At 63.3% G+C, this 23294-nt stretch carries 16 protein-coding genes and 2 rRNA genes (1 of these 18 running past the window's edge); 10 read left to right on the forward strand and 8 right to left on the reverse strand.

Features of this window, described 5'->3' with window-relative positions; genetic code table 11:
- Nucleotides 1–31 precede the first annotated feature (31 nt).
- The 3 genes from KTR60_RS18535 to KTR60_RS18545 are packed head-to-tail and all read left to right on the forward strand — an operon-like array spanning nucleotide 32 to nucleotide 3999.
- Complete coding sequence (locus KTR60_RS18535; RefSeq protein ID WP_416309281.1) at nucleotides 32–1297, forward strand: nicotinate phosphoribosyltransferase; 1266 nt, start codon at nucleotides 32–34, stop codon at nucleotides 1295–1297.
- Nucleotides 1294–1941, forward strand: coding sequence for a nicotinamidase (locus KTR60_RS18540; protein ID WP_228401133.1), 648 nt, complete (start codon nucleotides 1294–1296; stop codon nucleotides 1939–1941). The genes KTR60_RS18535 and KTR60_RS18540 overlap by 4 nt, the downstream gene beginning before the upstream one ends.
- A 9-nt stretch (nucleotides 1942–1950) precedes the next feature.
- Nucleotides 1951–3999, forward strand: coding sequence for an ATP-dependent DNA helicase (locus KTR60_RS18545; protein WP_228401135.1), 2049 nt, complete (start codon nucleotides 1951–1953; stop codon nucleotides 3997–3999).
- Nucleotides 4000–4066: 67 nt separating this feature from the next.
- On the opposite strand, the gene glgP is transcribed toward KTR60_RS18545, so the two are convergent.
- Complete coding sequence (gene glgP, locus KTR60_RS18550; protein ID WP_228401136.1) at nucleotides 4067–6667, reverse strand: alpha-glucan family phosphorylase; 2601 nt, start codon at nucleotides 6665–6667, stop codon at nucleotides 4067–4069.
- 178 nt (nucleotides 6668–6845) lie between these two features.
- On the opposite strand from glgP, the gene KTR60_RS18555 reads away from it, so the two are divergent.
- From KTR60_RS18555 to KTR60_RS18565, 3 genes are read left to right on the forward strand one after another with little or no spacing between them, the layout of a single operon-like run.
- Nucleotides 6846–8870 carry an alpha-1,4-glucan--maltose-1-phosphate maltosyltransferase gene (locus KTR60_RS18555; RefSeq protein WP_228401137.1) on the forward strand — a complete coding sequence of 675 codons (2025 nt, stop codon included), beginning with the start codon at nucleotides 6846–6848 and terminating at the stop codon, nucleotides 8868–8870.
- Nucleotides 8870–11071 (forward strand): 1,4-alpha-glucan branching protein GlgB, encoded by a 2202-nt coding sequence (gene glgB, locus KTR60_RS18560; RefSeq protein WP_228401138.1) that lies wholly within the window; start codon nucleotides 8870–8872, stop codon nucleotides 11069–11071. The genes KTR60_RS18555 and glgB overlap by 1 nt, the downstream gene beginning before the upstream one ends.
- On the forward strand, nucleotides 11071–12519 hold the full coding sequence (locus KTR60_RS18565; RefSeq protein WP_003945377.1) for a neutral zinc metallopeptidase: 1449 nt from the start codon (nucleotides 11071–11073) through the stop codon (nucleotides 12517–12519). Before glgB ends, KTR60_RS18565 begins: the two co-directional genes overlap by 1 nt.
- 18 nt (nucleotides 12520–12537) lie before the next feature.
- Here KTR60_RS18565 and KTR60_RS18570 read toward each other — a convergent pair whose 3' ends face one another.
- From KTR60_RS18570 to KTR60_RS18580, 3 genes are all read right to left on the reverse strand, one after another.
- Nucleotides 12538–13434 carry a tetratricopeptide repeat protein gene (locus tag KTR60_RS18570; RefSeq protein ID WP_030537899.1) on the reverse strand — a complete coding sequence of 299 codons (897 nt, stop codon included), beginning with the start codon at nucleotides 13432–13434 and terminating at the stop codon, nucleotides 12538–12540.
- A 105-nt stretch (nucleotides 13435–13539) separates the two neighbouring features.
- Nucleotides 13540–13902, reverse strand: a complete 363-nt coding sequence (locus tag KTR60_RS18575; protein ID WP_158171185.1) for a DUF3817 domain-containing protein — start codon at nucleotides 13900–13902, stop codon at nucleotides 13540–13542.
- Nucleotides 13903–14002: 100 nt separating this feature from the next.
- Nucleotides 14003–15196, reverse strand: a complete 1194-nt coding sequence (locus tag KTR60_RS18580; RefSeq protein ID WP_007733254.1) for an acetyl-CoA C-acetyltransferase — start codon at nucleotides 15194–15196, stop codon at nucleotides 14003–14005.
- Between the two features lie 107 nt (nucleotides 15197–15303).
- On the opposite strand from KTR60_RS18580, the gene mce reads away from it, so the two are divergent.
- On the forward strand, nucleotides 15304–15777 hold the full coding sequence (gene mce, locus KTR60_RS18585) for a methylmalonyl-CoA epimerase (RefSeq protein WP_007733251.1): 474 nt from the start codon (nucleotides 15304–15306) through the stop codon (nucleotides 15775–15777).
- 40 nt (nucleotides 15778–15817) lie between these two features.
- Nucleotides 15818–16876 (forward strand): hypothetical protein, encoded by a 1059-nt coding sequence (locus KTR60_RS18590; protein ID WP_003945156.1) that lies wholly within the window; start codon nucleotides 15818–15820, stop codon nucleotides 16874–16876.
- 7 nt (nucleotides 16877–16883) lie between these two features.
- Here the strand turns inward: KTR60_RS18590 and KTR60_RS18595 are convergent, their stop codons facing one another.
- Nucleotides 16884–17228: a hypothetical protein gene (locus KTR60_RS18595; RefSeq protein ID WP_054828484.1), complete on the reverse strand. Its 345-nt coding sequence runs from the start codon at nucleotides 17226–17228 to the stop codon at nucleotides 16884–16886.
- A gap of 19 nt (nucleotides 17229–17247) precedes the next feature.
- Complete coding sequence (nucS, locus tag KTR60_RS18600) at nucleotides 17248–17922, reverse strand: endonuclease NucS (RefSeq protein WP_007733244.1); 675 nt, start codon at nucleotides 17920–17922, stop codon at nucleotides 17248–17250.
- A gap of 42 nt (nucleotides 17923–17964) precedes the next feature.
- Between nucS and KTR60_RS18605 the strand changes: the two genes are divergently transcribed.
- Nucleotides 17965–19557 carry an adenylate/guanylate cyclase domain-containing protein gene (locus tag KTR60_RS18605; protein ID WP_063316266.1) on the forward strand — a complete coding sequence of 531 codons (1593 nt, stop codon included), beginning with the start codon at nucleotides 17965–17967 and terminating at the stop codon, nucleotides 19555–19557.
- A gap of 141 nt (nucleotides 19558–19698) precedes the next feature.
- Nucleotides 19699–20325 (forward strand): dihydrofolate reductase family protein, encoded by a 627-nt coding sequence (locus tag KTR60_RS18610; protein ID WP_064114089.1) that lies wholly within the window; start codon nucleotides 19699–19701, stop codon nucleotides 20323–20325.
- A gap of 302 nt (nucleotides 20326–20627) precedes the next feature.
- Here KTR60_RS18610 and rrf read toward each other — a convergent pair.
- Together rrf and KTR60_RS18620 are read right to left on the reverse strand one after the other, a co-directional pair.
- Nucleotides 20628–20744 (reverse strand): 5S ribosomal RNA (rrf, locus tag KTR60_RS18615).
- 153 nt (nucleotides 20745–20897) lie between these two features.
- Nucleotides 20898–23294, reverse strand: a 23S ribosomal RNA gene (locus KTR60_RS18620); it runs 739 nt beyond the window's last position.

Here is a 23294-nt window from a genome sequence, read left to right on the forward strand (position 1 = left end):
CGCACTGCTCACCGATCAGTACGAACTGACCATGCTCTCGGCAGCTCTCGCCGACGGATCTGCCTTCCGCAACTGCAGTTTCGAGGTATTCGCACGGCGGCTGCCGGACGGTCGTCGCTACGGCGTCGTCGCCGGTACCGAGCGCCTTCTCGACGCACTCGAGCAGTTCCGGTTCGGTGAACCTGAACTGGCGATCGTTGCAAAATTTCTCGACGACACGACCGTCGAGTGGCTGCGCAACTATCGATTCTCCGGTGACATCGACGGCTACCGCGAGGGAGATTTCTACTTCCCCGGATCACCGATCCTCTCGGTCCGCGGAACGTTCGCCGAGTGCGTCATCCTCGAAACCTTGATTCTCTCGATCCTCAACCACGACAGCGCGATCGCTTCGGCCGCAGCCCGCATGGTGAGCGCAGCGGGCGGTCGACGGATGATCGAGATGGGCTCGCGTCGTACACACGAACAGGCCGCCGTCGCCGCTTCACGTGCCGCCTATCTCGCCGGCTTCGACGCCACCTCCAACCTCGAAGCCGCGCGGCGTCACGACGTACCCAGCGCAGGTACCAGCGCGCACGCCTTCACGCTCCTGCACACCACCGAGGACGGTCCGGACGAAGCCGCGGCATTCCGCGGTCAGGTCGCCGCTCTGGGCGTATCCACCACCTTGCTGGTCGACACCTACGACATCACCGAGGGCGTGAAAACGGCTGTCGCCGTTGCCGGTCCCGAACTGGGTGGAGTTCGCATCGACTCCGGCGATCTCGGCGTTCTTGCTCGTCAGGTACGCCAACAACTCGACGATCTCGGCGCTCCCAAGACACGCATCGTCGTCTCCGGCGACCTGGACGAGTACGCGATCGCGGCTCTGCGCGCCGAACCCGTCGACTCGTACGGCGTCGGTACTTCCCTGGTCACCGGATCAGGCGCCCCCACCGCAGGCATGGTTTACAAGCTGGTCGAGGTCGACGGAATCGCGGTCGAGAAGAGAAGCACCAACAAGGCATCTCGCGGCGGCGCCAAGAAGGCACTGCGCGTAGTGCGTCCGACCGGCACGATCGTCGAAGAAGTCATCTACCCCGCCGGATCACCGTCACCTGTCTCCGAGGCGGACGGAGCGACCGAACTGCTGATCCCGCTGGTTCGCGAAGGCAAGGTCGTCGACAGCGCGCCGACGCTCGAAGAGAGCAGAGCGGTTCTGAAGGCAGGGCTCGTGAGCCTGCCGTGGGAAGGCCTCAAACTCTCGCGCGGAGACTCGGCTGTGCCCGTTCGATTCACCGGAGGTGAGCACCAGTGAGCGCAAAAGCACTGATAATTGTCGACGTTCAGAACGATTTCTGCGAAGGTGGCGCTCTTGCAGTCGACGGCGGTGCTGCGGTTGCGGGAGCCGTCAACGATTTCGTCAACTCCCACGAGTACGACGCCGTAGTCGCGACTCGCGATTTCCACATCGACCCTGGGGCGCACTTCTCCGAGAATCCCGACTTCATCGACAGCTGGCCGGTTCACTGCGTCGCCGGGACAGCCGGCGCCGAGTTCCATCCGGCGTTCGACGCTTCCGTCGCCGGGTCGGCGATCTTCTCCAAGGGCGCCTACAGCGCGGCCTACTCCGGTTTCGAAGGAGCAGCCGAGGACGGAACGACGCTCGAGGACTGGCTCCGCGCCCACGAGATCACCGACGTCGACGTGATCGGAATTGCCACGGATCACTGTGTCAAGGCCACGGCCGTCGATGCCGCGCGCGCGGGGTTCGCCACGACTGTCCTTCTCCCCTTCACCGCTGGTGTGTCGACCGCCACGATCGAGTCGGCATTGGTGCAGATGCGGGAGGCGGGAGTGCAGCTGATCGGGCGAGACGAGGCGTCGCCGGAAGAAGACTCGAATGCCGGTGAACTACCCCGGGAATCATCCGTGGACGTTTCTGACGTAGGGATCCATTAACCTTCGTGGGTGGCCGATCAACTCCCGAACGTTCCCGAACTGCTCCAGACAGCGGTGCGGTCGCTCGGCGGTGCCGAACGAACCAGTCAGCTGACGATGGCGTCCGCCGTGGCGCACTCGATCGACACCGGCGAGCATCTGGCCGTCCAGGCCGGCACCGGTACCGGTAAGTCGCTCGCCTACCTCGTTCCGAGCCTGCGCCACGCGGTCGAATCGGGACGCACCGTGGTCGTGTCCACCGCCACCATCGCGCTGCAGCGTCAGCTCGTCGACCGAGATCTGCCTCGGCTCGCCGATGCCCTGAAGAAGCCACTCGGCCGACGCGCAGAGTTCGCAATCCTCAAGGGCCGCAACAACTACCTGTGCATGAACAAGATCCATACCGGCGCGTCCGAGCAGCCACCCGAGGACGAGTTGTTCGATCCGTTCACGGTCTCGCGTCTCGGCAGGGAGGTCGTCCGCCTCACCGAATGGTCCTCCGACACCGAAACCGGTGATCGGGACGAATTGGTGCCGGGCGTATCCGATCAGGCGTGGCGGCAGGTCAGTGTCACCTCCCGCGAATGCATCGGTAAGAACCAGTGCCCGGTCGGTGAGGACTGCTTCGCCGAGCGCGCCCGAGTCGAGGCGTCGAAGGCCGACGTAGTGGTCACCAACCACGCACTGCTCGCGATCGACGCCATCACCGGCATCCAGATCCTGCCTGACCACGACGTCGTGGTGATCGACGAGGCCCACGAGTTGGTCGACCGCGTCACCGGCGTCGCCACGGCCGATCTCACTGCCACCTCGATCAGTGCCGCGGCCCGGCGTTGCGGCAAGATCGCCGAAGAACAGGATGCCGATCGCCTCGAAGCCGCCGGCGAGGGGTGGGCAGGGCTCCTCGAAGAATTACGGCCAGGTCGCTGGGAAGGCCTCCCGGACGGGGCGGCACCCGCACTGGCTGCGATCCGCGACGCGGCCTGGTCGCTGCGCACCGCTATCGGTCCGGCCAAACCGGGTATGGCTGCTGCAGATCCCGAAGCCGCTGCGGCCCGCAACGCCGCACTCTCGTCCGTCGACGACGTCCACGACAGTGCCGTGCGTATTCTCACCGCTTTCGACGAACCAGACCCGGCAAAGCGCAAGGACGTCGTCTGGCTGTCCTCGGACGAGTTCCGCGGATCGGTGCGGCGCTCCGTCCGGATGGCTCCGCTCTCGGTCGGCGGATTGCTGCGCTCGCGACTGTTCGCCGAATCCACCGTCGTTCTCACTTCCGCGACACTGACCGTCGGCGGATCGTTCGACGGTCTCGCCGTCAACTGGGGTCTTCCTGCGGAATCGTCCGCGCGCCCCGACTCGGGTACCGCCATCGGCACCGAAGCACCCTCTGACGCTTCGGCTTTCCGCTGGAACTCACTCGACGTCGGGTCGCCCTTCGACCATGCAAAGGCCGGCATCATCTACATTGCCCGCCACCTGCCCACGCCCGGCCGCGACGGCCTCTCCCCGGTCTATCTCGACGAGATCGCCGAACTCGTCGAGGCTGCGGGCGGACGCACCCTCGGCCTGTTCTCGTCGATGCGCGCCGCCAAAGCCGCCTCGGAGGCGATGCGTGAACGCCTCGACACCCCCATCCTGTGCCAGGGCGACGACGCCACCGGCACCCTCGTCAAGGCCTTCGCCAAGGACGAACCCACGTCACTGTTCGGCACGTTGTCCCTGTGGCAGGGCGTCGATGTTCCGGGTCCGTCACTGAGCCTCGTCATATTGGACCGGATTCCGTTCCCGCGCCCGGACGATCCACTGTTGATGGCTCGCCAGCAGGCTATCGAATCCCATGGCGGTAACGGCTTTCTCAGCGTCTCGGCCAATCACGCGGCGCTGCTCCTGGCACAGGGCGTGGGTCGCCTGCTTCGTAGCACCGACGACAAAGGTGTGGTGGCCGTGCTCGATCCGCGTCTGGCCACGGCGAGATACGCGGGTTACCTTCGCGCATCGCTGCCTCCGTTCTGGGAGACGACCAACCCCGAAGTCGTCCGCAAGGCACTCACCCGCATCCGCGACTCACGTCCCTGACCCAGTTCTCACGCGGGCACAATTCTGCCCCGGTACCGACCGAACGGACCGGGGCAGATGTATTACGTCAGACGCTCGGAGTGGTCACCAACCCGAGTTCGGAGGCATCGACCAACAACCGGTGATGCGGCAACACCCGCACGGTGTAACCCACGGAGCCGGAGACCGGAAGCGCAACCTCGGCTTCGAAGATCTCGGCACCGTCCTCGGTTCCGAAATGTGTCATCGGGAACGTCACCACGTCGGTGAGTTCCTCGCCTGGGCTGACGCGTCCCAGGACTGCCTGAACCTCCACATCCGAGACCGACAAGCCGCCGAGGCGGACCTTGGCTTTCAAAGAGATGGTCGCACCGATCTCCGGGGTGTCCGGCAGGCCGGAACCGTCAACCTGCTCGACGGCGACCGACGGCCACTGCGACTCGATACGGCGACGGAACTCGGCCACCTCACGCGCGCCGGCAAAATCGTCCGCCACTACCGCTCGAGCTGATTCCGCCGAAGGGGCGTAGTAGTCGACGGCGTAGTCACGAACCATGCGTGATGCCAACACCTTCGGGCCCAGATTCTCGAGGGTGTGGCGAACCCTCTCGACCCAGCGCGTCGGCAGATCGGCTGCATCACGGTCGTAGAACGTCGGCAGTACCGCGTGCTCGAGAAGTTCGTAGAGGGCGCTGGCTTCCAGATCGTCACGCCGCACGTCGTCGAGAACACCGTCGGCCGTCGGAATGGCCCACCCGTTCTCGCCGTCGTACATCTCGTCCCACCATCCGTCGCGAATGGAGAGGTTGAGGCCGCCGTTGAGCGCGGATTTCATGCCGGAAGTACCGCACGCCTCGAGGGGGCGAAGCGGGTTGTTGAGCCACACGTCGCAGCCCCAGTACAGGTAGCGGGCCATCGACATGTCGTAATCAGGCAGGAAGACGATGCGGTGACGCACATCCGCTTCGTCGGCGAACCGCACGACCTGCTGGATGAGTGCCTTACCGCCGTCGTCGGCGGGGTGCGACTTGCCGGCCACAACCAACTGCACCGGACGTTTCTCGTCGAGCAACATCGCACGCAGACGCTCGGGATCACGCAGCATCAGCGTCAACCGCTTGTACGTCGGAACGCGCCTCGCGAATCCGACTGTCAAGACGTTGGGATCGAATACTCCAGTGGTCCAGCCGAGTTCGGCCTCGGTCGCGCCGCGTTCGAGCCAGGACGCTCGGACGCGACGACGAACTTCGTCGACCAACTTGCGGCGCAACGCATTACGTGTTTCCCACAGTTCGGTTGCCGACAACTCGTGCAGGCGCTCCCACCCGCGTGCTTCTTCGAGTTGCTCCTGACCGACGATCCGCCTGGCCACGTCCATCCACTCCGGCGCCGCCCACGTCGGCGCGTGAACACCGTTGGTGACCGAACCGATCGGCACCTCGTCGGCGTCGAAGCCCGGCCAGAGACCGTTGAACATGTCGCGACTGACGATGCCGTGCAACTTCGAGACGCCGTTGGCTCGCTGGCCCAGGCGAAGACCCATGTGCGCCATGTTGAAGATCGACGGATCGGCTTCGCGCCCCATCCCGACGATGCGGTCTACGGTCAGGCCGGGAAGCAAACTCGATTCGTTCTCGCCGTTCGCTCCGCCGAAGTAGTGACGGACCAGATCCGCCGGGAAGCGGTCGATTCCGGCGGGAACCGGAGTGTGCGTCGTGAAGACCGTTCCGGCGCGGACCGCGGCCAGAGCCGAATCGAAGTCCAGACCGCTGGTGGTGACAAGTTCCCGAATCCGTTCGATGCCGAGGAATCCGGCATGCCCCTCGTTCATGTGGAACACCTCGGGATCGGGCAATCCGTACGCCGCGGTGTAGGCGCGCACCGCGCGGACGCCGCCGATACCCGCGAGGATCTCCTGCTTGATGCGGTGATCCTGGTCCCCGCCGTAGAGACGGTCCGTGACGCCGCGCAGATCCGCGTCGTTCTCGGCGATGTCGGAATCGAGCAGCAGCAACGGCACTCGTCCGACCTGAGCGATCCACACTCGCGCACGCAGCACCCGGCCACCGGGCATGGCGACGTGAATGACGACCGGCGATCCGTCTTCGGAAGCCGGGCCTGCGTCCGTCAGCAAACGAAGAGGCAACCCTTGAGGGTCGTGCGGCGGGTAGTGCTCGGCCTGCCAACCGTCGGCGGTCAGCGACTGGCGGAAGTAGCCGGATCGGTAGAGCAGTCCGACGCCGATGAGCGGCAGCCCGAGGTCGGACGCGGCCTTGAGGTGATCGCCCGCCAGGATGCCCAATCCACCGGAGTAGTTGGGCAGAACTTCGCTGACTCCGAACTCCATGGAGAAGTACGCAATTCCGCCGGCTAACGATGTGCCCTTGGCCTGCTGGGATTGGTACCAGCGCGGGGTGCTCAGATAAGCATCGAGATCGGCTGCTGCAGTGTCGAGGTCACCGAGAAATGCCTCGTCACTGCTGAGTTCGTCGAGACGGGTGGGGTCGACTTCCCCGAGCATGCGGACCGGATCGAACTGGACTGCTTGCCAGAGTTCGGGGTCGAGTCGCGAGAACAGATCCTGTGTCTCGGGATGCCACGACCACCGAAGGTTGGTGGACAGGGGGCCGAGCGCGGCAAGGCGCTCCGGAAGGTGGGCTCGGACAGTGAACCGACGCAAGGCTTTCACCCCGCGAACCCTAGTCGAGTTCCTTGCACTCTGTCCGGTGGAACCCGAACGCCCGAGCCGACCTGACCACCGACAGACCCGAATTCGTCGTTATCAGCACTCCAGCGCCGCACCCACTACGGTTGAACCCGGCGAAAGAAAGTTTTACCGCGATCCATCACCAGAAATGGAGCTTCCCGTGTCAGGACGCCTCGGTATCGACGACGTGGTACCCGAGATCTCGGGTAACTATCCGGCAAAGGCCGTGGTCGGTGAAGTCTTCCCAGTGCACGCCACCGTGTGGCGAGAAGGCCACGACGCCATTTCCGCCACTTTGGTCGTGCGTGGTCCGCGCGGTGCCAAGCCGCTGCGCATTCCGATGGACCCCGGCACCGAACCGGACACCGTCGACGCGGTGTTCACACCGTCCGCCGAAGGTATGTGGTCGTTCCGGATCGAGGCGTGGAGCGATCCCATCGCCACCTGGAAGCACGCCGTGGAAGCGAAACTCGCCGTCGGGCAAGGGGCGGCCGAGTTGGCCAACGACCTGGAAATCGGTGCGCGCCTGTTCGAACAGGCCGCGCACGAGGTACCGCGGGGCAACAGGTCCAGGCTCGAGGCCGTCACGGCGTCGCTGCGCAGCGATCAGGCGCTGACTGCTCGCGTCGCGCCGGCCTTCGCCTCCGACGTCGCCGAACTGCTCCGCGCCACTCCGCTCCGTGAACTGGTCACCAAGGGCGAGTCCCACCCCGTCGTCGTCGATCGCAACCGTGCACTGTTCGGATCGTGGTACGAGTTCTTCCCCCGCTCGACGGGCGGTTGGGACGAGAACGGGGTGCCGCAACACGGTACTTTCCGAACCTCGGCCGAAGACCTACCCCGCATCGCCGCAATGGGTTTCGACGTCGTCTACCTTCCGCCGATCCATCCCATCGGCGAGATCAACCGCAAGGGACGCAACAACACTCTCACTCCCGAACCCGGTGACGTCGGCTCGCCGTGGGCCATCGGCTCGGTCGACGGCGGGCACGACGCTGTTCACCCGCAACTCGGCACGCTCAAGGACTTCAAGGCCTTCGTCGCTGCGGCCCGCAGGCTCGATCTCGAAGTGGCACTGGATCTCGCGCTGCAGTGCGCCCCGGATCATCCATGGGCCAAGAAGCATCCGGAGTGGTTCAACGTCCTTCCCGACGGCACCATCGCCTACGCCGAGAACCCGCCCAAGAAGTATCAGGACATCTACCCGATCAACTTCGACACCGATCCTCGCGGTCTGGACAAGGAAATCCTGCGAGTCGTCCGACACTGGATCAGTGCCGGCGTCAAGATCTTCCGGGTAGACAACCCGCACACCAAGCCGCCGAACTTCTGGGAGACACTCATCTCGGAGGTCAAGAAAACCGACCCCGACGTCCTGTTCCTCGCCGAGGCATTCACTCGTCCGGCGCGCATGTACGGCCTTGCCCGGCGCGGGTTCACGCAGTCGTACACGTACTTCACCTGGCGAGTTGCGAAGTGGGAACTCACCGAATTCGGTAACGAGTTGGCGGCGAAGGCCGACGAAGCCCGACCGAACCTCTTCGTGAACACGCCGGACATCCTGCACGAGTCCCTCCAGCACGGTGGGCCCGGAATGTTTGCACTACGAGCAGCTCTCGCCGCCACCCTGGCGCCGACGTGGGGCGTCTACTCCGGTTACGAACTCTACGAACACCAAGCCGTTCGCCCCGGCAGCGAGGAATACCTCGACTCCGAGAAGTACGAACTTCGGCCGCGCCGTTTCGCCGAAGCAGCAGCGCGAGGCGAGTCTCTCGAGCCGTGGATCACCGCACTCAATCGCATCCGGCGTGCACACCCGGCCCTGCAGCAGTTGCGGAACCTGCACTTTCACCACATCGACAACGACGCGTTGATCGCCTACTCGAAGTTCGACGCCTCGACCGGTGACGCCGTCCTGACGGTGATCAACCTCAACCCGTTCGCTGCAGAAGAGGGCACCGTCTGGTTGGACATGCCGGCGCTCGGACGCGAATGGCACGACCACATGACCGTGCTCGACGAGGTAACCGGTGAGCAGTTCAATTGGGGCCAAGCCAATTTCGTCCGCCTCGAGCCCTGGCGTTCGGTGGCGCACATCCTCGCGCTCCCACCCGTTCCGTATCCGGCCCGGATCTCTCTGGCCTACCAAGCACGCAATGCGCACCGCGCAGGTGGAGGCAAGTGATGTCAACCGAGAAGTTCCCTTCGGGTATCGCACCGGACAATCACGATCTGGAGCTGTTGGCGCGCGGTGAACATCACGATCCGCACAGTGTCCTCGGCGCCCATCCCCACGCCGACGGCACCGTTCTGCGAGCGTTGCGTCCCAACGCCGAGTCCGTCAGTGCCGTCATCGGCGGCAAAAACTTTCCTCTCGAACATGTTTCGAACGGAATCTTCGCGGCTCTGGTCCCCTACCCCGACCTGATCGACTATCGGTATTCCGTGACGTACCCGGGTGGACACACGGTTCTCGCAGCCGACCCTTACCGGTTCCTGCCTACTCTCGGTGAACTCGACCTACACCTGTTCGGCGAAGGTCGGCACGAACGACTGTGGGACATCCTCGGTGCACATCCGCGTTCGTACGAGACACCGGACGGCCCCGTCGACGGCACCTCGTTCGCCGTCTGGGCTCCGGCCGCCCGCGGCGTGACCGTCGTCGGCGACTTCGACGGGTGGAGTGGGCAATTCGCCCCCATGCGAGTCCTCGGATCCACTGGGGTCTGGGAAATCTTCCTGCCCGACATCGCAGTCGGTTCGCTGTACAAGTTCCGGGTCCACGGCCACGACGGCTCCGTTCGCGACAAGGCCGATCCCATGGCATTCGGTACCGAGGTCCCGCCGGCGACTGCATCGCGAGTGACCACCAGTTCGCATGAGTGGAACGACGCGGCCTGGCTCGAAACCCGCGCCGGTGTCGATCCTTCGCAGTCCCCGATGAGCGTGTACGAGGTGCACCTCGGATCGTGGCGTCCCGGGCTCGACTACCGGCAGATGGCCGAGCAACTCGCCGTCTACGTCACCGAAACCGGATTCACCCACGTCGAACTGCTGCCCGTCTCCGAGCATCCGTTCGGTGGATCGTGGGGATACCAGGTCACCTCGTACTACGCACCGACCTCCCGCTTCGGCACCCCGGACGACTTCCGCTGGTTCGTCGACCACCTGCACGCCGCAGGGATAGGTGTCATCGTCGACTGGGTGCCTGCACACTTCCCCAAAGACGAGTGGGCCCTGGCTCGTTTCGACGGAACTCCCCTGTACGAGCACGCCGATCCGCGTCGCGGCGAGCAGTTGGACTGGGGCACATACGTATTCGACTTCGGTCGCCGCGAGGTCCGAAACTTCCTCGTCGCCAACGCGCTCTTCTGGCTCGAGGAGTTCCACATCGACGGACTGCGCGTCGACGCCGTCGCATCGATGCTGTACCTGGACTACTCACGCCCGGAAGGTGGATGGACTCCCAACATTCACGGCGGCCGCGAGAATCTCGAAGCCGTTGCGTTCCTGCAGGAGATGAACGCCACCGTCCACAAGAACCATCGAGGAGTCGTCACCGTCGCCGAGGAGTCGACGGCGTGGCCCGGAGTCACTCGGGCGACCAATGTCGGCGGCCTCGGATTCAACATGAAGTGGAACATGGGGTGGATGCACGACACCCTCGGGTTCCTCGGTCACGACCCGGTACACCGGACCTACCACCATCACGAGATCACGTTCTCACTGATGTACGCGTGGAGTGAGAACTACCTGCTACCGATCAGCCATGACGAAGTGGTGCACGGCAAAGGAACTCTGTGGACCCGGATGCCCGGCAACGACTTCGCCAAGGCGTCCGGCCTGCGCTCACTGCTTGCATACATGTGGGCGCATCCAGGCAAGCAACTGCTGTTCATGGGACAGGAATTCGGTCAGAGTGCGGAATGGTCCGAAGAACGCGGCCTCGACTGGTGGCAGCTCGACGATCAGTACACCGGCACTCTCCATCGCGGCGTCCAGCGACTGGTCGGCGATCTCAACTCCGCGTACCGACGTCATCCGGCCATGTGGACCCTCGACACCTCGCCCGGTGGATACTCCTGGATCGACGCCAACGACACCGAGAACAACGTCCTCAGTTTTCTGCGTTACGGTACTGACGGTTCGATTGTCGCCTGCCTGTTCAACTTCTCGGGCAGTGAGCACTCGAGCTACCGCGTCGGGCTACCAGAGCCCGGCCGATGGGTGGAAATTCTCAACACCGATGCCGAGGTGTACGGCGGCTCCGGAGTCGGGAACCTCGGAGCGGTCACAGCAACGTCGCATTCGTGGCACGGTCGGCCAGCCTCCGCACAGGTGGCGCTGCCAGCTGCTGGAGCGATTTGGATAAGTCTGGAGCGTTGATGGTCGGCCGGCGAGTAGTCATTGTCACGTCGTCACTGTTGGCAGTGGCAGCACTGCTCGCCGGTTGTGCCCAGGGAACGAGTGGCCACGCCGTCTCGATTTATCACGATCCCTTCCGCGTCGCCGGACTCGACGCAACGGCAGGACCAAGTGGGTTGCGTCCGGGAGCCCCCAACGCCGACCGAGCAATCACCGGCACCGACGGCGGGGACATCGACGCGCTGGCAGCCAACGCCATCACAGACATCGAAACCTACTGGGCCGCCGAGTACCCGGCTCTGTTCGACAAGCCCTTCGAACCGGTCGACGAGCTGATCTCGTGGGACCCCACCGAATCGAACGGCCCGGACTTCTGTGAGGAGACCACCGAAGAACTCATCAACGCCGGGTACTGCAGCATCGATCACACCATCGGTTGGGATCGTGAATTGCTGCTGCCCGAGGTGCGGGAGAAGTTCGGTGAAGTGGCCGTCGCGTTCATCTTTGCGCACGAGTACGGCCATGCCGTTCAACGCAAGGCCGGGATCGTCGGCGGTAAACGAGACGCAGCCCTGGTGCGCGAACAGCAAGCCGACTGTTTCGGTGGCGCCTTCTTGCGGCACGTCGCCGAGGACAAGGCCGCGCACTTCACGATGAACACCTCCGACGGCCTCAACAAGGTGTTGGCGTCGGCGGTCGCCATCCGCGACGAAGACCCTAATGATCCTGAGAGCCACCATGGTTCGGCGTTCGAGCGCGTCACCGCCACTCAGATCGGCTTCACCGACGGCGCCGGTGCGTGCGCGAAGATGGACGCCGACGAAATCGAGTCACGGCGTGCAGACCTCCCGCAGCAGTTCGCCGAGGGCAACGATTCCGGAGAACTGCCCGTCACCGAGGCAACTCTCGACGAGTTCGTGAAGACCTTCCAAGCGATCTTCGATCTACCGCAGCCACCGAAGGTCGTGTTCACCGGCGCAGACACCGGGTGCAGCGATGCCGTTGCGACCGAACCCGTCTCGTACTGCCCGTCGACGAACACCATCGGAATCAGCGTCGACGACCTTGCCGAGCGCGGCACGCCGGGTCGCGTCGGGCGACGCGAGTTGATCCAGACCAACATCACCGGTGACTACAATGCCTATGTCCTGCTCGCGTCGCGGTACACCCTCGCGATGCAGAAGGAGAACGGCCAATCGCTCGACACTCCGCAGACTGCCCTGCGCGCGGCCTGCTTGTCCGGCGTCATCACCGCAGCACTCAGTCCCACCAACGCCGCGGCGTCCGGAGCACAGGTCACACTCTCCCCCGGCGACCTCGACGAAGCCGTATCGGGGCTGCTGACCGACGGCCTGGCTGCCAGTGACGTCAACGGTGAGACGGTTCCGAGCGGGTTCGCACGTGTCGACGCGTTCCGGACCGGCGTTCTCGGTGGCCGGGAAGTGTGCGACAGCCGCTACACGGAGTAGCGACTGCCGGTCCACACGTCAGTAGAGAGCGGAAGCCAACTTACGACGGGCCGCGATGACGATCGGTTCTGCCGGGTCGAACAGTTCGAACAGTTCGAGCAGGCGCGTCCGAGCGGCAGCCTTGTCGTCGCCGGCAGTTCGCGAGACCACCGAGATCAAGCGGGCGAACGACGCCTCGGGTTGCTGGGCGAACATTTCCAGGTCGGCCGCAGCGAACTGCAGTTCGAGATCGGACGGATCAGCATCCGCGGCCGCAATCGACTCGGGATCGACACCCTGAACCCGAGCCATGAACTTCACCTGGCGGACAGCGCTCTTGGCCTCCGCATTGTTGGGTTCGGCGTCGAGAATTTCCTGGTACGCAGCGATGGCGGCGTCGAGATCGCCCTCGTCCAGCGCGGTTTCAGCGGCCACGAAGCGAGGATCCTCGACCTCCTCCACCGGTTCGTCCGCGTCGGAGACCGGCCCACTCAACTTGCCCTCGACAGCTTGGAGGACTGCGTCGAACCACTGGCTGAGCTGCGCCTCTGGCTGAGCGCCCTGAAAATCGGCCAACGGCTGACCAGCCGCGACAGCAACAACCGTCGGAACCGACTGGACACCGAATGCCTGCGCGATACGAGGGCTCACGTCGACGTCGACGTTGGCAAGAATCCACTTGCCGCCGGCTCGCGCTGCAAATGATTCGAGAACTTCGGTGAATACGACCGAGGGCTCGTATGCGCGGCCACCGATGTTGACGATCACCGGCACCTGGCTCGACTTCAGCAGGACTTCGCTTTCGAAGTTCTCCTCGGTCACCTCGATCACTGCCCCGGAGACAGCAGAAACGGCCCCGTCGCCGCTGGTGTTACGCGGCGGTGGTGGGGCCGTGGCCCGCTCTTTGAAGGCGGACAAGTCGACTGCGCCGCTCATGGCGGCAGCAACTGCGGACGAACGCGCGGGGGGCCTGGAACCTGGTCGAGTCACGGCTCCCAGTTTGTCACGAGTTGCGAGAAGCTACGTAGAGGGATGCAGCACTCAGACGAGCGCCGCGTTGCCCTTGGACGACTCGAACTCCGTGGACAGCTCACCGAGCTTGCCGTTTCGCACTGCCCAGCGTTCGAAGATGACGGTGCCGAAGGGGGGAACGCTCGAGATCAGCGCAAGGATCGTGGTCTTGACGTCCCACTTGAGCGACCACGCGGTCAGGAGTGCAACAACGATGAACACCAGGAAGCCGGCGGTTCCGTGGACCATTCCGGGGATGCGAATCGCTTCTTCGTGTCCGAGGACCCACTTGAAGAACATGGCAACCAGCAAGGCCGCCCAGGTCACAGCTTCCCACCACGCCACCAGACGGAAGCGTTTCGCGGGAGTGGATACGTCAAAGATGTTCGCCATGAGGCCATTGTGCCCGAACAACTACGACGCCCCGTAGTTGTGTGAGCAAAACCACGGGGCGTCGCCGAGCGAGAGCGCTCGTTCAGGTGTATTTAGACACTCAGGCCTTGGGGACGCGGACGATGAGTGCGTCGCCTTGTCCGCCGCCGCCGCAGAGTGCGGCTGCGCCGATGCCGCCGCCGCGGCGTTGCAGTTCGAGGGCGAGGTGCAGGGCGATGCGGGCGCCGGACATGCCGAGGGGGTGGCCGACGGCGATGGCGCCGCCGTTGACGTTGACCTTGGCGGGGTCGAGGCCGAGTTCGCGGGTGGAGGCGATCCCGACGGCGGCGAATGCTTCGTTGATTTCGACGAGGTCGAGGTCGGTGGGGTCGATGCCTTCCTTCGCGCAGGCTTTGGCGATGGCCCGGGCGGGTTGGGACTGGAGGGTGGAGTCGGGTCCGGCGACGACGCCGTGGGCGCCGATTTCCGCGATCCAGGTCAGGCCGAGTTCTTCGGCTTTGGTTTTGCTCATCACGATCACGGCGGCGGCGCCGTCGGAGATCGGGGAGGCGGAGCCGGCGGTGATGGTGCCGTCCTTGCTGAACGCGGGACGCAGTTTGCCGAGGGATTCGGTGGTGGTGTCGGCGCGGATGCCTTCGTCCTGGGCGAAGACGATGGGCTCGCCCTTGCGTTGGGGGATGGAGACGGGGACGACTTCGTTGTCGAAGAGGCCGTCTTTCCAGGCGCGGGCCGCGTTCTGGTGTGAGGCGGCGGCGAAGGCGTCCTGCTCGGCGCGGGTGATGTGGGCGGTTTCTTGTTGGTTGACCTGTTCGGTGAGCAGGCCCATGGCCTGGTCGGTGAAGATGTCGTGGAGGCCGTCGTAGGCCATGTGGTCGCGGAGGGTGACGTCGCCGTATTTGAAGCCTTCGCGGCTTTTTTCGAGCATGTGGGGTGCGCGGGACATCGATTCCTGCCCGCCGGCGACGACGATGTCGAATTCGCCGGCGCGGATGAGTTGGTCGGCGAGGGCGATGGCGTCGATGCCGGAGAGGCACACTTTGTTGATGCTCAGGGCGGGGACGTTCATGGGGATGCCGGCGGCGACGGCGGCTTGGCGGGCGGGCATCTGGCCGGCGCCGGCGGTGAGGACCTGTCCCATGATGACGTAGTCGACCTGTTCGGGTGCGACTGAGGACTTGTCGAGGGCGCCTTTGATGGCGATGCCGCCGAGGTCGGACCCGGAGAGGTCTTTCAACGATCCGAGGAGTCGACCCATCGGGGTCCGAGCTCCCGCAACAATCACAGAACTGGTCACGATTTCCTCCGGCTGCAAAAGAGAGATAGTCGTCGGTTCCGTGCGGCCTAAGAGCCAAGTCACATCCCGACGTGTACTCCTCAAACGGTAGCGCTACCGTGAAAGGTATGACACAGACCTCCCCCAGTTCTGCACTCGCACCTTTGTCGTCCGACCTCGTCGTCGCGATCGATCACGTCGGAATCGCGGTGCCCGATCTCGACGTGGCAATCGAGTGGTACACGCAGCACCTGGGCATGGTGTCGACCCACGAGGAAATCAACGAATCGCAGGGCGTGCGTGAGGCCATGCTCTCCGTCGTCGGCTCCCCCGCCGGATCCACTGCCGTTCAGCTGCTCGCGCCTCTGGACGAGAACTCGACCATCGCCAAGTTCATCGACCGAAGCGGCCCCGGACTCCAGCAGCTCGCCTACCGGGTCACCGACATCGACGCCATCTCCGCCGAGCTTCGCGACCGCGGGGTTCGGTTGCTGTACGACGCTCCCCGACGCGGTACGGCCAACTCGCGCATCAACTTCATTCACCCGAAGGACGCCGGCGGCGTCCTGGTGGAACTGGTCGAACCCGACGCGAGCCACTAGCAGACCCGACTCCAGCTCGTATGCCAGGTAGATTGTCGCCATGGCATACGAGCAGGACCGCGGTTCGATCCAACTTCCGTTCCAGATCGCACGGAAGGGATACGACCGCGACGAGGTACGCAACTACTTCGAGCGATTCGACGCGGAGCTGCGAGTTACCGCGGCTGATCGTGATGCTGCCGCTGCGCAGGCCCGTGACCTCGCCAAGCAGCTCGACGATGCACGCGACGACATCGACGACCTCCGCAAGGACGTCGACCGCCTCTCGGTACCGCCCACCACTGCGGAGGGCATGAGCGATCGCATCAGCCGCATGCTGCGCCTTGCCTCCGACGAGGCCTCGGAAGTGCGCGCGAAGGCCGAAGCCGACGCAGCCGAGATGACCTCCATCGCCGAACAGGACGGCGCTCGCCTACGTGGGCACTACGAGTCGCTGATCGCCGAACTCGAGGACCGTCGCAACGCGATGGAAACCATGCACGAGCAGACCATGGCGCAGGCCCGTACCGAAGCCGCCCGGATCGTCGAAGCCGCGCAGGCCGAGCGGGATCGACTGGCTGCCGAGTCCGAGGCCAAGCGCACTCAGATCCGCGAAGACTTCGACATCTCGATGTCGGAGCGCCGCGCCAAGGTCGTCGCCGCCGTCAACGAGTTGGAGTCGTCGAGCAAAGCAGAGGCCGAGCGTCGACTCGCCGATGCGTCGCACGAGGCTCAGCGCAGGCTGCAGGCCGCCACTGATCAGTCCGAGCGCAAGATCGCTCACGCGAAGGAACTCACCGAAGAACTGCGTGTTCTCCGTGGCCGAATCCTGGCTCAGCTCTTGGGTATTCGCGGACAACTCGATTCGGTTCCGGCTATGCTCGCATCGGTCAACCGGGAGAGCGAACTCCTCGATGCACCGCCCGCTCCGGTCATCGTCGAAGCCGAGGAAGATCTCGAGATCGAAGACAAGAAGGCCGACGCAGATAAGGTCGACGCAGAACCGGTCAAATCAGAACCGAGTATCGACGAAGACGACGTTCTCGAGGACTCGGACGAGACGAACACCGCCGAGATCGACACCCGCGCCGTCGAGCAGCGAGCCCAGTCCAGGAACTGATCGACGCTCAGGACCACCGTCTGGTCAGGCTGCGCGTACCGCGGCCTGACCAGCATCCGGTGTGCCAGTGTCGACGCTCGTTCGCGCCGCCCGGTTCCGAAGGCCACGTCACCACGTGAGCGACGCCGGGCCTGATGTCGTGATCACAACCGGGGCAGCGATAGAACTTCGTCGCGTTGGAGCCGGGTATCGGCCTCACCATGTACATTTCACCGCCCGGACCGGGTTCCTCCCGGACCAGCGCCCCGCCGAACAACACACCGCTTGGTGACGCCGACTCCGCGCTCGAATCCCGCGCACGCCGAGTATCCGTTCGACGGGTTTGCTTCGGCGAAGGTTTGCGGCGCGGCATGGTTCGAGTCTAAACAGCGTCAGAAGAGGCGGAACTCGGTGCTTTCGGTGCCCCGCAAGGCCTCGTAGTCAAGGACCAGGCAACGGATCCCACGGTCGTTGGCCAAAGTCTTTGCCTGCGGCTTGATCTGTTGCGCTGCAAAAACTCCCGTGACCGGCGCGAGCAGCGGATCGCGGTTGAGCAATTCGAGGTAGCGCGTCAACTGCTCGACGCCGTCGATCTCGCCGCGACGCTTGATCTCCACCGCCACCGATGCACCGTCCGCGTCTCGGACCAGAAGATCGACCGGCCCGATGGCCGTCATGTACTCACGCCGCACCAACGTGTAGCCGGGGCCGAGTGTCTCGACATGCTCCGCCAAAAGTTCTTGAAGGTGTGCCTCGACACCGTCCTTGATCAATCCCGGATCGAGACCGAGTTCATACGACGAATCGTGCTCGACCTCTTCGAGAGTGATCCGCAGTTCCTCGCCCGCCTTGTTGGTGACGACCCACAGGATGTCGTCGCCGTCCCCGGTGGTCTCGACCAACCAGCACGGCGGACTCATCCAGTTGAGCGGCTTGTACGCCCGATCGTCGGCATGGATACTGACCGAGCCGTCGGCTTTGACCAACAGCAGTCGTCTTGCGGTAGGGAGGTGGGAGGTCAGGCGTCCCACATAGTCGACACGGCAACGAGCAATAACTAGGCGCACCGGACCACCCTAAGCGATCATTACGACTACTCTCGACACACTATGCAGCGAAGCCGTGTCCCGAGTGCGCCCCTGGGGTCGTGGCTGCTCGGATCCACCGACGAAAGCCCCAGGCGCCGCCGAATCCGCGTCCAGGCACTACTCACCGCGCCCCTCCTGGTCACAAACCTGATCGGAGCGGTACTGGCGATCGTGCTCATCGGATTCGTGGTTCCCGGACCCGAGATCATCCACCCCGAATTCGCATGGATCAACTTCATTGCCGTGCCCGTCTTCATCGGGTGTGTCTTTCTCATCGGACTTCTGTGGGGCACCAAACGGCTGATGCGGGATCTTCGATGGGCCACCGAGGATCACCCACCGACAGAGCAGAATCAACGCGCGGCGCTGCGCGGGCCGTGGCGACTGACCCGAGTGCAAGCCGTCCTGTGGACGGCCGCGCTCATCACCTTCACGACCATGTACGGAATCGTCGACCCCGACACTATTCCGAAAGTTCTGTTCACCGTGGCTTTCAGCGGTATCACCACGTGCGCTTTCTGCTACCTGCTCAGCGAGTTCGCACTCCGCCCGATTGCTGCGCGTGCACTCGAATCCGGAGCACCCCGCAAGGCTGCCGTTCTCGGACTGACCGGCCGGACAATCCTCGTCTGGCTGCTCGGAAGCGGAGTCCCCGTCACCGGCTTGATGCTCGTGGCGGTCTTCAGCTTCATCCGGCCTGCATCGTGGCAAGCCCTCGCGATCGCCATCCTCGTCATTGGCGGAATCACCCTGTGCGTCGGACTCGGGCTGACATACATCAACATTCGGTCCGCCGCGGCCCCCATTCGGTCCGTGCGACGAGGAATGGAACAAGTCACCCGTGGCGACCTCACCGCGTCCGTCGTCGTGTACGACGGAACTGAACTGGGACTACTGCAGGCCGGCTTCAATCGCATGGCCGAGGGTCTGCGCGAGCGAGAGCGGATACGCGACCTCTTCGGGCGCCACGTCGGACACGAGGTTGCCGCAAACGCGGTTCGCCGAAACCCGGAACTCGGCGGTGAAGAACGTGACGTTGCCGTTCTCTTCGTCGACGTCATCGGATCGACCACGATCGCGGCCACCAACTCCCCTACGGCTGTGGTCGCTCTACTCAACCGTTTCTTCGACGTCATCGTCGACGAGGTCGACGCACACGGCGGATTCGTCAACAAGTTCGAGGGCGACGCAGCGCTGGCGATCTTCGGAGCGCCGACGACACTCGACGATCACGCCGGCAGCGCACTCGCCGCTGCCCGCAAGATTCAGCAGCGCCTGCGTGCCGAGGTTCCGGAAGTGAGCGCGGGAATCGGCGTCGCCGCAGGTGTTGCCGTAGCCGGGAACGTCGGTGCGCGAGAGAGATTCGAGTACACCGTCATCGGTGATCCCGTCAACGAAGCGGCGCGACTGTCCGAGGTCGCCAAGACGGTTCCGGGTAACGTCGCCGCATCCGGTCGGGCTGTGGCTGCCGCTGACAGCGCCGAGGCTGCACAGTGGTCGATCACCGAGAACATCACCCTTCGCGGCCGCCTCGAACAGACCGAGCTCGCGATTCCGTGCGACGCTCTGGAGTCCGAGACCAGCCCGTCAGACTCCGTGCCCGTGCAGCCCTGACCCCACCTCCCCCCTGAGCGAACGGCACGTTCGGTCGATCCAAGGCGATCAACGCCACGTTCGCTCGATGACTTTCCCGCTTCTCGACGGTCTATATCGGCACAGCGGAAATCCGACGACGCCTGGGAGATGGGTACGACTATGAAACTGACGACCTTTACCATCGTCACTCTCGACGGAGTGATGCAAGGACTCGGTGGGCCGGACGAAGATCGCCGTGGCGGATTCGAGCGGGGCGGCTGGTCCGCGCCATTGGTGGACACCGAAGCCATGGACTATCTCGTCCAGGTCTACCAGCGAGCTGACGCGTTCCTGTTCGGGCGACACACGTACGAGATCTTCGCCGGCTATTGGGGCGCGTTCGAGAATCCCGACGTCAACCCCATTGCAAGCGCACTGAATTCGCGGCCCAAGTACCTTGCGTCGACGACGCTCACCGATCCGGAATGGAAGAACACGACAGCCCTTTCAGGTGACACCGCCATCGCTCTCGGCGAACTGAAAGCCAGACCCGGCGGTGAGCTTCAGGTGCACGGCAGTGGCAACCTGTGCCGCTGGCTTTTCGCGAACGATCTTGTCGACGAGATGATCCTGCTGATCGTTCCGGTGGTGGTAGGCCAGGGCACGCGACTGTTTCCCGACTCCGGACCGGACATCGCACTCGAGCTGGCCGAATCGCGAGCCACATCAAAGGGCGTGACGATTCAGAGGTATCTGCCGGCTGGCCGGCCGAAGTATGCGACTGCCACCGCCGACGGCATCGACTGATCCGGGCAAAGCGCCTGTCGTCCTCAGTCGTGTTCCCGCCCCTGATGGTGTGAACGTACCGTTCATCTCGTTGAAGAGGGTGAGCGTGTCGTTCACTCGATCCCGGACGGGGTGGTGAGTCGGCGGCGTGCCCGCCCTTGATGGTGTGAACGGTACGTTGGGTCGATCTGAGGCGACGAAAGTGCCGTTCGCTCGAAGTCGGGGGTGCCGGCGGCGGTGCTTTCGGGTGTTGGCGGGGTGGGGTGTTTTGGGTACGAGAAAGCCCCCCAACCAGTACTGGTTGGGGGGCTTCTCTAATGTGTGTTCGGCGGTGTCCTACTCTCCCACACCCTGTCGAGTGCAGTACCATCGGCGCTGAAGGGCTTAGCTTCCGGGTTCGGAATGGGACCGGGCGTTTCCCCTTCGCTATGACCGCCGTAACTCTATGAAACTGTCACAGTAACCTTCTTCTGATCACCTGGTTTCACCACCCGTCAACACCAGTTTCTGGTGTTGGGGGATGGAGAAAACAGGGTTTCTCATCAGTATCTGTGTGTTGTTTCAGATACCGCACAGTGGACGCGTAGCTTCTTTGTGGTAAGTCCTCGGCCTATTAGTACCAGTCACCTGCATGCATTACTGCACTTCCAGTTCTGGCCTATCAACCCGGTGGTCTGCCGGGGGCCTTACCCCCTCGAGGGGGTGAGAAACCTCATCTTGGAACAGGCTTCCCGCTTAGATGCTTTCAGCGGTTATCCCTTCCGAACGTAGCTAACCAGCGGTGCTCCTGGCGGAACAACTGGCACACCAGAGGTTCGTCCGTCCCGGTCCTCTCGTACTAGGGACAGCCTTCCTCAAGTTTCTAACGCGCGCGGCGGATAGAGACCGAACTGTCTCACGACGTTCTAAACCCAGCTCGCGTGCCGCTTTAATGGGCGAACAGCCCAACCCTTGGGACCTACTCCAGCCCCAGGATGCGACGAGCCGACATCGAGGTGCCAAACCATCCCGTCGATATGGACTCTTGGGGAAGATCAGCCTGTTATCCCCGGGGTACCTTTTATCCGTTGAGCGACACCGCTTCCACTTGCCGGTGCCGGATCACTAGTCCCGACTTTCGTCCCTGCTCGACCTGTCAGTCTCACAGTCAAGCTCCCTTGTGCACTTGCACTCGACACCTGATTGCCAACCAGGCTGAGGGAACCTTTGGGCGCCTCCGTTACATTTTGGGAGGCAACCGCCCCAGTTAAACTACCCACCAGGCACTGTCCCTGAACCAGATCATGGTCCGAGGTTAGAGGTCCAATTCGATCAGAGTGGTATTTCAACAACGACTCCACGATAACTGGCGTCACCGCTTCACAGTCTCCCACCTATCCTACACAAACCGAACCGAACACCAATACCAAGCTGTAGTGAAGGTCCCGGGGTCTTTTCGTCCTGCCGCGCGTAACGAGCATCTTTACTCGTAATGCAATTTCGCCGAGTCTACGGTTGAGACAGCTGAGAAGTCGTTACGCCATTCGTGCAGGTCGGAACTTACCCGACAAGGAATTTCGCTACCTTAGGATGGTTATAGTTACCACCGCCGTTTACTGGGGCTTAAATTCTCAGCTTCGCTCCCGAAGGAACTAACCGGTCCTCTTAACCTTCCAGCACCGGGCAGGCGTCAGTCCGTATACATCGTCTTACGACTTCGCACGGACCTGTGTTTTTAGTAAACAGTCGCTTCTCACTGGTCTCTGCGGCCCCACCCAGCTCAGACAGTAAATGTCGTCACCAGACAGGGCCCCCCTTCTCCCGAAGTTACGGGGGCATTTTGCCGAGTTCCTTAACCATAGTTATCTCGATCGCCTTAGTATTCTCTACCTGACCACCTGTGTCGGTTTGGGGTACGGGCCGTGTGAAAGCTCGCTAGAGGCTTTTCTCGGCAGCATAGGATCACTGAATTCGCCTCAATCGGCTACGCATCACGTCTCAGGCTTGTATGCGACCCGGATTTGCCTAGGTCACGCCCTACACGCTTACACCAGTATTACCACTGACTGGCTCAGCTACCTTCCTGCGTCACCCCATCGCTTGGCTACTACCAGATCAGGTCCCATGCATCCACCAACTCGAGACCCGAAGGTCTTCTCGTGGCTTCAGGATGGTTAGTATCACTGATTCACCATGGGCGCGTTCACACGGGTACGGGAATATCAACCCGTTGTCCATCGGCTACGCCTGTCGGCCTCGTCTTAGGTCCCGACTCACCCTGGGCGGATTAACCTGGCCCAGGAACCCTTGGTCATTCGGCGGACGAGTTTCTCACTCGTCTTTCGCTACTCATGCCTGCATTCTCACTCGTGTGGCCTCCACGGCTAGGTCACCCTGCCGCTTCCATGGCCACACGACGCTCCCCTACCCATCCACACACCTGCCAGAAAATCCGTGGATCAACTGGGGGCTATTGCGTGAATGCCGCAGCTTCGGTGGTGTACTTGAGCCCCGCTACATTGTCGGCGCAGGATCACTTGACCAGTGAGCTATTACGCACTCTTTCAAGGGTGGCTGCTTCTAAGCCAACCTCCTGGTTGTCTTCGCGACCCCACATCCTTTTCCACTTAGTACACGCTTAGGGACCTTAGCTGGCGATCTGGGCTGTTTCCCTCTCGACTACGAACCTTATCGCCCGCAGTCTCACTGCCGCGCTCTCACTCACCGGCATTCGGAGTTTGGCTGATTTCGGTAAGCTTGTGGGCCCCCTAGACCATCCAGTAGCTCTACCTCCGGTGAGAAACACGCGACGCTGCACCTAAATGCATTTCGGGGAGAACCAGCTATCACGGAGTTTGATTGGCCTTTCACCCCTACCCACAACTCATCCCCTCAGTTTTCAACCTAAGTGGGTTCGGTCCTCCACGACGTCTTACCGTCGCTTCAACCTGGCCATGGGTAGATCACTCCGCTTCGGGTCTAGAGCATGCCACTACGATCGCCCTATTCGG

The sequence above is a fragment of the Rhodococcus sp. C1 genome (genome assembly GCF_020809065.1).
GTDB lineage: Bacteria > Actinomycetota > Actinomycetes > Mycobacteriales > Mycobacteriaceae > Rhodococcus_F > Rhodococcus_F qingshengii.